This window comes from Desulfurispora sp. (assembly GCF_052744395.1).
This window is the reverse complement of the sequence record NZ_JBRAJI010000003.1, coordinates 83,313-91,223: the sequence shown is the minus strand read 5'-3', so window position 1 is coordinate 91,223 and position 7,911 is coordinate 83,313. Positions and strand designations below refer to the sequence as shown.

Genomic DNA, 7,911 nt, shown 5'->3' with positions numbered 1-7,911 from the left:
AGATTATGCCTGAAAATGGTTATTGGTGAGATGGTATCACGGATCCAGGAATAACTTAACACAATTGAAAAATAAATTAACACATTATTTAATTTAACAAAAACCAAAGCAAATATAAGCTGTGTAAACTACTACTGGCTAAGGGATGTGGTGGAGGGATCCGGGATGACAGCAAGAAAGCGGCTTATCAACTCGCAGCGGGTGTTCAGGGGAATGGTACGTAACCGGCTCAAGTGGTATGAGTGGCGAACTGAACAACTGATCACCCACGCATTATCGGTCGTGCAATTAGAGGTTGATGCCTATTTTGCTCCCTTTAACTGGCAGTTACCCCGGGTGGTGGCAACATATTTAAAGCGGTGGGACTATCGTATATTGCAGCAGTTTGTCCAGCAGATGTATGACGGTGACGCCTGGGCAGCGGTGGGCCAGCAGGTGTGGCAGAAGACAGGTTTATTAGCATGGGACGTGGAGGGGGGCAGCTGCGCAGCGCCGGAGTTATCCCTGCCGGTTGAAAAACCTGAGATGGATCATTTGCGGGAGCTTTCCCAGCAGTATCACTTGGCCAGTCGCCTGGCTGCGCTGGTCCATCGCTGTGGTGAAATGGCCTGGTCCGCTTCGCTGAACAGGGTAGGCAGCGGCTTTCTGAAAGAGCTGCTAAAAGAGCAGGTGGATGTAAACAAGACAATTTTTCGGCTGATGTGCTGTGAGCAGCGCGTGGAAGACCGGCGTATTGCCCGGGCAATTATCGCTGTCCTGCAGGGCTATATTGGCCATGGACAGCACCGACTGGCGCAGGCCCTGCAGCGCCAGGTAATTTTCCGGATCTATGAGCGACACGACCAGTTGACCGGACGCCTGCAGGGCCGACTGGAGGATTCTTACCATTGTCAGGAGAATTGGCCGATGGAAAACACCAAAAAGCGAGCTTGCTAAAAATTATCTACGTTCCAGGGAGATTACCTACCAAGCTCTATGCAGTTTTAAGCGTAGTACACAACAGGGGGATCCGGAAGGGTCTCTTTTTTATTGTCTTTTCTCCGGGTAGCATTGATCACAGGTCTTCCGGTTCTTGCATTTCCGTGTTCTTGACCAGTGTCTCTATTGTTGTTGAAGGTAGTGGAGTACTCGGGGAAATAAAGGCGGGCCGGGTAACGCTCACCTGCCGGGCGGCCTGCTGCTCTATGTCGGGTTCTACTGTGTCTGGTTGCTCCGGGGGTCTGGCATGGGCAGCTCTTTGCTCCTGTACTTCCGCCCGGGCTTCCGCCAGCAGGTTCTGCCACCCCTGACGGATTGAGTCGGTAAATTCACTAACATGATCCGATAGGTTAAGTACACTGCGGGTAGTAGCTACGGCCAGCGGGCGCAGGCTCTTTCTGGTCTGCCGGTACAGCAACCAGGCCAGGCCAGCTCCTGCGGCAAGGTAAAAATTGCGCCGGTAAAGCATGGTATGAAGCAGTTCTTCCATAGCAAGTAACCACCTTTACTTGAAATTTCATTCACTTTTATTTTGTTTTGCTGGCATTTAACTATACATTAGAATTTAAATCTAAAATCTTTCCAACCAGAGTTGAATACTGATCTAAATATTGTGTTAATAATATTTGTTGATTTTTACATATTGTAGGAGGGTGGATTATGCATCAAGAAACCCAGGTAGAACAAATGTATGATGAATCCCGCCTGCAGGCCATCAAGGAGGAACTAAAGGCCGAACTGCTGGGTGCCCGGGCGGGTGGTCGCTGTCCCGACCGCTCCGGATTGGACTCGCGAACCAGGGAGACTTTGAAAGAAGAAATTCTGGCCGAGCTAAAACGACAGGCAGAAATGCCAGATTACGGGTCGGTGGCCCGGGGCAGGCAGCGTACCAGTCGGCGGGAGCTGCAACGCCTGAAGAATGAACTATTGGCCGAGTTGCGGCAGGAGCTGCGGGAAAACCGGGAATGGGAAGAGTACGAAGATTACGAATCCCGCCGCCCGTATCCTTGGCGGCCAGACGGGGTGGATCGGCGCCTGCTTAATTATCTGCGGGATGAACTGCAGGCTGAAGTGCAGGCCCAGCGCATCTACCAGGAACATTACCAGCGTCATCCTAACCGTCCACCCTACGCCCGGGAGCTGGTCCAGGATTTGCTGGAAGAGAGTCAGGAGCTGGGTTGCACTCCCACCGAACTGTTGCGGGCACTGAAACAGCTGCAGAATCGGGGCACGCTGCGCTATCGTTTGAGCCAGCTGCTCAACTCGAGGGAGGGAGTGGGCTTTAAGTGGGGGCTGAGCGCTTCATTGCTGGCACTTTTCCTCTTGCCTTCGCTAACCAGGAGCATGCGCCCGCTGGCCAAGTGGGTAGCCCGGGAAACCATGGAACTCACCGAGAAAGCACAGCGTGTAGCTGAAAATATTCGGGAAGAGTTTGAGGATATCCTGGCCGAAGCCCAGTTTGATCGGGCCAGGCAGACCATCGATGCCGATCTGGCCGGGGGCAGTGATGGTGCTGGTACAGTAAATACCGAGGACGGCCAGAAATAGGGGGTTGCCGGTTGGCCATTGAGGAACTGAAAAATAAACTGCAGCAGGCGGCCGGACTGCTCCGGGAGGCGGTGGACATCAGTGCCCGGTTGCGCTGCCAGGATTCCTTCAGTAAAGACGTGGGGGAAATCTGGGAAGCATTCCTGAGGGATTTCTGGAGTTATGTACGCCTGAAAAGCCGGGAATGTGGCCAGAATTTGCTGGCAGGTATATCCTTCTGGCGGATCAGCAAATGAACTTGTGGATTCCCGGTATAGCCTGGTTCGGTGCGGGATAAACTTTGCCTGTTGTCTTAAATAGTGGACTACGAGGTGTAGGCGAGTGACAGGAAAGAAAAGTATCTGGCGCTATTACGGCTTCCCCGGGCGGCTGCGGGTATCCATGCCCGAAATATATTACCAGCCGCTATTGGCTCGGGCGGTTACCCGGCGCTTGGAAGGAGTAGCCGGCATCAAGCTGGTAGCAGCCAACCCTCGCACTGGCCGCAGTCTGATACTATACGATCCGCGTCTGATATCTCTGGAAAAGATCCAGCGAGAACTGGCCAGATTGCGACGCGATCTACTGGAAAAACATCCCTCCCGGCTGCCTGGTGAGATAAAAGAGCATCTTCCCGAACCGGAAGATGACCCGCTGGCGACCCAGGCTCTGCGCCTCTGGGGCACAGGAGCGGTGCTGGCCGGCCTGACGGTGCGCCGGGCTGTCAGGGGGACAGCCGCTTATGCTGCCTCCCCCCTGTTGTTTAATTTAAGTACTGCGACTACGCTGATCAGTGCTTATCCCATGCTGTACAGCGGCTTCAGTCATGTAGCCAGAAAGCTGCGGATTAATCATGATTTGCTACTTGGCCTGGCCAGTTTTGCACTGCTGGTTTCCCGGGAAAGCTTACTGGGTCTAACCGTGCTCTGGCTCTCCCATCTCAGCGCATATATTCAGACCTGGGTGCTGCAAAACTCTCAAAACACCCTGAAAAAAATTGCCCGGGCTGCCCGGCGCAGTGCTGTTGACCGGGTGTCAGTACAACCCGGCAGTGGTCGCTTGATTACGGTACACAACGGACAGCGGGTATCGGTGAGCGGCCGGGTGATACAGGGTAAGGCTCTGGTGGATGAAGCGGCGGTGACCGGCAGTCCGCTCTTGATGATGAAACAAGCGGGGGACGGATTGCTGGCCGGATCCTTTATCCGTTTGGGCCAGCTGACCCTGGAACCCGATGCTGCTGCGCCTGATTTGGTTCCGCCCGAACTGGAAAGGGAGTTGCAGAAATCCAGCGTTATTACCCGGGAGCGGGCAGCTGCCAATGAGTATGCCGAGAAAATAACCCGCGTGGCCCTGGTGGCAGCCTCTGCTACATATTTGCTTTCCCGCAGCTTTTCCCAGGCCCTGGCGGTAATCATGGCGGCTACTCCTGCGGCTATCAGTCTGGCAGTGGTGACGGCGTACCGCGCAGGGTTAGTCAATGCTACCCGGCAGGGTATTCTGTTTAAAGACCTGCAGGCCCTGGAATTACTGACCGAAACCGATGCCGTGCTGCTGGACAAAACCGGTGTCCTGACCCATGGTCGTCCTTTGATTCAGGAAGCGGTACCGGTAGGCTGGCAATACACGTCTCATGATATTCTGGAGCTGGCCGCTGCCTGTACTCGTGAACTGGGTCACCCGGTGGCCCGGTCGCTGGTCGAGGCAGTGCCCGAGCAGGTGGTTCGCCGGCACCGGCGCAGTGGTATCCAGGTTATGGTCGGACAGGGAGTCAGTGCCAGTGTGGATGGTCGTACCGTGCTGGTGGGTAACCGCCAGCTGATGCAGGCGCAGCGGGTGGACATTGAACCGGGAGAATTCAAAGCCCGCCGGCTGCATCGGAGCGGCTGTTCTGTAACCTATGTAGCGCTGGATGGTAAACTGGTTGGTCTCATTGGTCTGCGGGACCGGTTACGGTCCAACAGCCGTCGCTTTGTAGAGCAGCTGCGCAACCAGGGCATAGCGGATATTGGTATTATTACCGGTGATGCCCGGGAGGCGGCGGTTGCGCTGGGCCGGGAGCTGAATATCGGTCAGATTTATGCTGAACTGTTGCCGCAGGATAAAGCAGGCATTGTGGCCCGCTTACAGGCCCGGGGTAAAATTGTCACCGTGGTGGGAGACGGATTGAACGACATTCCGGCCCTGGCCCACGCCGATATAGGCATAGTGCTGGGCAGCCAGCCCGAGGCGTTCATGTTGGATGCAGCGCGGGTGGTAATAACTGGACCCAATCTGAGCAAGATTAATCAGGCCATTCATATTGCCCGCCTTTGCTCTGAGGTGGTGCGGCAAAATCAAACCATAGCCGCTGGTGCCAACATTGTGGGCATGGGTTTGGCAGTAGGTAATTATCTCAGCCCAATTATGGCTACGGTGCTGAGCAATTTGAGTAGCCTGGCGGTGCTGCTTAATTCGGCCCGATTGCTAAACCGTCGTCCGGGCACTACTGCATCAAGCCACCATACGCAGTCCGTTTTTCCGGGCCCGTATGCCGGTTCAGTACCACATGGGGCAAAAGGGAGTGGTAGCAATGTAAATGCTCCATTAACCTCCCGGCCAGTGTCGAGTAGTCTTTCTGTAAGAAAACAGAATAATTTTTCAATTATACCTGATAGCCACGCTACTGTCCGCCGCATGTGGTATGAGATGGCTGAAGAGGAAGTAATTACATATTTAGGATCTCACCCGGCTTACGGGCTATCTCTAACCGAATGTCAGCGCCGCCTGCAGATCTGGGGTAGCAACCAAATAGGAGAAGCCCGGCGGCCGTCGGCTGTGGCCCTGTTTTGGGAGCAATTGCAAAACTTGATGAGCCGCCTTTTGCTGGGTGCCAGTTTGGGTTCATTTATTTTGGGCGAATTGACCGATGGCTTTAGCATCCTGCTGGTGGTATTCATGCAGGCTGTGGTAGGAGCTATTCAGGAGTACCGGGCGGAGAAAGCTTTGAATGCTTTAAAACAGTTGGCTGCACCTACCGCTCGGGTAGTGCGTGCTGGCCAGTTGAGGCAGATTCCGGCCGGCCAGCTGGTGCCCGGTGACATCATTCTTTTAGAAGCTGGAGATTTGGTACCAGCTGATTGTCGCCTGCTGGAAGTAGTGGATTTAGCTGTCCAGGAAGATATGCTCACCGGGGAATCTACCCCGGTGGTTAAACAAACGGGTATCTGCCGGGCGGGCGATCAAGGGTTGGCTGTATTAACCAATATGGTATTTATGGGTTCCCGGGTGGTTCGGGGTCGGGGGCGGGCGGTAGTCACGGACACTGGCCGGTACACTGAGATGGGGCAGATTGCAACTATGCTGGCACAGGTAGAAAATGAAACCACGCCCCTGCAAAAACAGCTGCACCGGCTGGGGCAGGAGCTTTCTCTGACCTGTATTGGTATCTGCGGCTTGATCACGGCGGCCGGCATTGCCCGGGGGCAACCCGGTTATGAAATGTTGCGTACCGGGATTAGCCTGGCAGTGGGAGCCATTCCGGAAGGATTGCCTGCCATTGTGACCATTGCGCTGGCCTTCGGAGTACAGCGCATGGTACGGCGCAACGCGGTGGTGCGGCGTCTGCCGGCAGTAGAGACTCTGGCTTATACCACGGTGATCTGCTCCGATAAAACCGGTACCCTGACCAGCAATCAAATGGCAGTTACCCACATTTATGCGAATAACCGGTTATATCTTGTCAAGGGTAATGGTTACAATCCCATCGGATCTTTCTGGCTGGGTGAACAGCGGATAGAGTTGGAAAATGTGGATGAACTGCAGCGAGTGCTGCTGGTAGCCGCGTTATGTAACAATGCCGCTTTGGTCTATCAGCCAGAGATTAAGGAATGGACTGTGCAGGGCGATCCCACAGAAGGTGCTCTGCTGGTGGCAGCCGCCCGGGGGGGTTACGACCCTGTTGTCCTGCAGCAAAAGTATCCCCGGCAACAGGAAATACCTTTTGATTCTGAAAGACGCATGATGGCGGTGGTGGTAGAAAACCAGCGTGGGCAGCGCTTGGTGCTGGTCAAGGGAGCACCCGATGAGGTACTGGAGCGGTGCCGTTACTATAGCTTCCGGCAGGCTGAACAATACTTCAGTCACCAGCATCGCCAGGTTGTCCACAACACTGTGGAACAGATGGCCCGAGATGCTTTGCGGGTGGTGGCCCTGGCCTATAAATTTATACCTGTACGCGAGACACCATACCGGGAGGACGAGTTGTTAAACGATTTGACATTTGCCGGCCTGATGGGCATGCAGGATCCTCCCCGGCCCGATGTGCAGGCAGCGGTGTCCAGCTGTAAGCAGGCCGGGATCAAGGTAGTAATGATCACTGGGGATCATTGTCAAACCGCGCTGGCGGTAGCCCGTCAGTTACGCATATTACAAAATGGTCTGGTGATGAGCGGCCAGGAGATCGATGGTCTTTCTGACAGGGAACTGCTGGACAGGCTGGATCGCTTAGAAGTGGTCTATCGTGCTTCGCCCAGGCAAAAATTGCGTCTGGTGAGGGTATACAAGCAGCGGGGCTATGTGGTAGCCATGACCGGTGACGGGGTGAACGATGCTCCAGCATTGAAGGAGGCCGATGTGGGCATTGCCATGGGCCGCTGTGGCACGGATGTTACCCGGGAGGCATCCTGCATCACTCTCACCGATGACTCCTTCAGCACAATTGTAGCAGCCATTGAAGAAGGGCGGGCCATTAAAGCAAATATTCGCAAGTTCGTTCGTTATGTGCTGGCGGGTAACCTGGGGGAAGTACTGGCCGTATCGGGAGCTGTGTTATTGGGGCTGCCGGTTTGTCTGGATCCTGCTCACATTCTCTGGGTGAATGTGGTTACTGAAAGCATTCCCGCGCTGGCTCTGGGTATGGACCCTCCCGCTGCCGATAGCATGCAGCAGCTACCATCTCCCCGGGAGGAAAACCTCTTCAGCCGGGATGTCAGACGAAAAGTTGTTGGCCGTGGTTTGGGTATTGGAACCACCACCCTGGGGATATATACAGCTAGCCTGGCCTTAAAACCAGGCCAGCTAACCAGGGCCAGGACTCTGGCTCTGGCCAACCTGGTTACCGGACAGCTGTTTAATGTTTTTGACAGCCGGGAATGTCGGGTGCCCAACCGGTTTCTGATGCCGGCGGTAGGCCTATCTGCTGGCCTGCTGCTGGGCGCCATTTATCTGCCGGGTCTGCAAACCATTATGCGTACTGCTCCGCTGAGTTTGTACGAATGGGGAGTGGTGCTTCTGGGAGGTGGTGTACTCAGCCGCTGGGATTGCAGGCTGTGATTACGGGTCGGCAGGTACTGCTGCTCGCCTATGCTTGTTCTGCAGTTGCCGGCCAAATGAATCAGTAGCGAATAATTAATTTTCCTGGATACT

Annotated in this window: 5 protein-coding genes; 4 read left to right on the top strand and 1 reads right to left on the bottom strand. The window is 54.8% G+C overall.

What is annotated here, in order from left to right; all coding sequences use genetic code 11:
- Positions 1–165: 165 nt before the first annotated feature.
- Positions 166–936, top strand: coding sequence for a hypothetical protein (locus ACUVTU_RS01745; protein ID WP_445888238.1), 771 nt, complete (start codon positions 166–168; stop codon positions 934–936).
- Between the two features lie 118 nt (positions 937–1,054).
- Here the strand turns inward: ACUVTU_RS01745 and ACUVTU_RS01740 are convergent, their stop codons facing one another.
- Complete coding sequence (locus ACUVTU_RS01740; RefSeq protein ID WP_445888237.1) at positions 1,055–1,468, bottom strand: hypothetical protein; 414 nt, start codon at positions 1,466–1,468, stop codon at positions 1,055–1,057.
- 170 nt (positions 1,469–1,638) lie between these two features.
- Here ACUVTU_RS01740 and ACUVTU_RS01735 point away from each other — a divergent pair, with 170 nt between their 5' ends.
- The 3 genes from ACUVTU_RS01735 to ACUVTU_RS01725 all read left to right on the top strand — a co-directional run bounded on the left by ACUVTU_RS01735 (position 1,639) and on the right by ACUVTU_RS01725 (position 7,818).
- Complete coding sequence (locus ACUVTU_RS01735) at positions 1,639–2,526, top strand: hypothetical protein (RefSeq protein ID WP_445888236.1); 888 nt, start codon at positions 1,639–1,641, stop codon at positions 2,524–2,526.
- A gap of 11 nt (positions 2,527–2,537) precedes the next feature.
- On the top strand, positions 2,538–2,762 hold the full coding sequence (locus tag ACUVTU_RS01730) for a hypothetical protein (protein ID WP_445888235.1): 225 nt from the start codon (positions 2,538–2,540) through the stop codon (positions 2,760–2,762).
- A gap of 85 nt (positions 2,763–2,847) precedes the next feature.
- Positions 2,848–7,818, top strand: coding sequence for a heavy metal translocating P-type ATPase (locus ACUVTU_RS01725; RefSeq protein WP_445888234.1), 4,971 nt, complete (start codon positions 2,848–2,850; stop codon positions 7,816–7,818).
- Positions 7,819–7,911: the final 93 nt, after the last annotated feature.

What these genes read in the sequence shown, in the direction of transcription:
- ACUVTU_RS01745 (WP_445888238.1), top strand. Translation starts at nt 166, where the DNA reads ATGACAGCAAGAAAGCGGCTTATCAACTCGCAGCGGGTGTTCAGGGGA.
- ACUVTU_RS01740 (WP_445888237.1), bottom strand. Translation starts at nt 1,468, where the DNA reads ATGGAAGAACTGCTTCATACCATGCTTTACCGGCGCAATTTTTACCTT.
- ACUVTU_RS01735 (WP_445888236.1), top strand. Translation starts at nt 1,639, where the DNA reads ATGCATCAAGAAACCCAGGTAGAACAAATGTATGATGAATCCCGCCTG.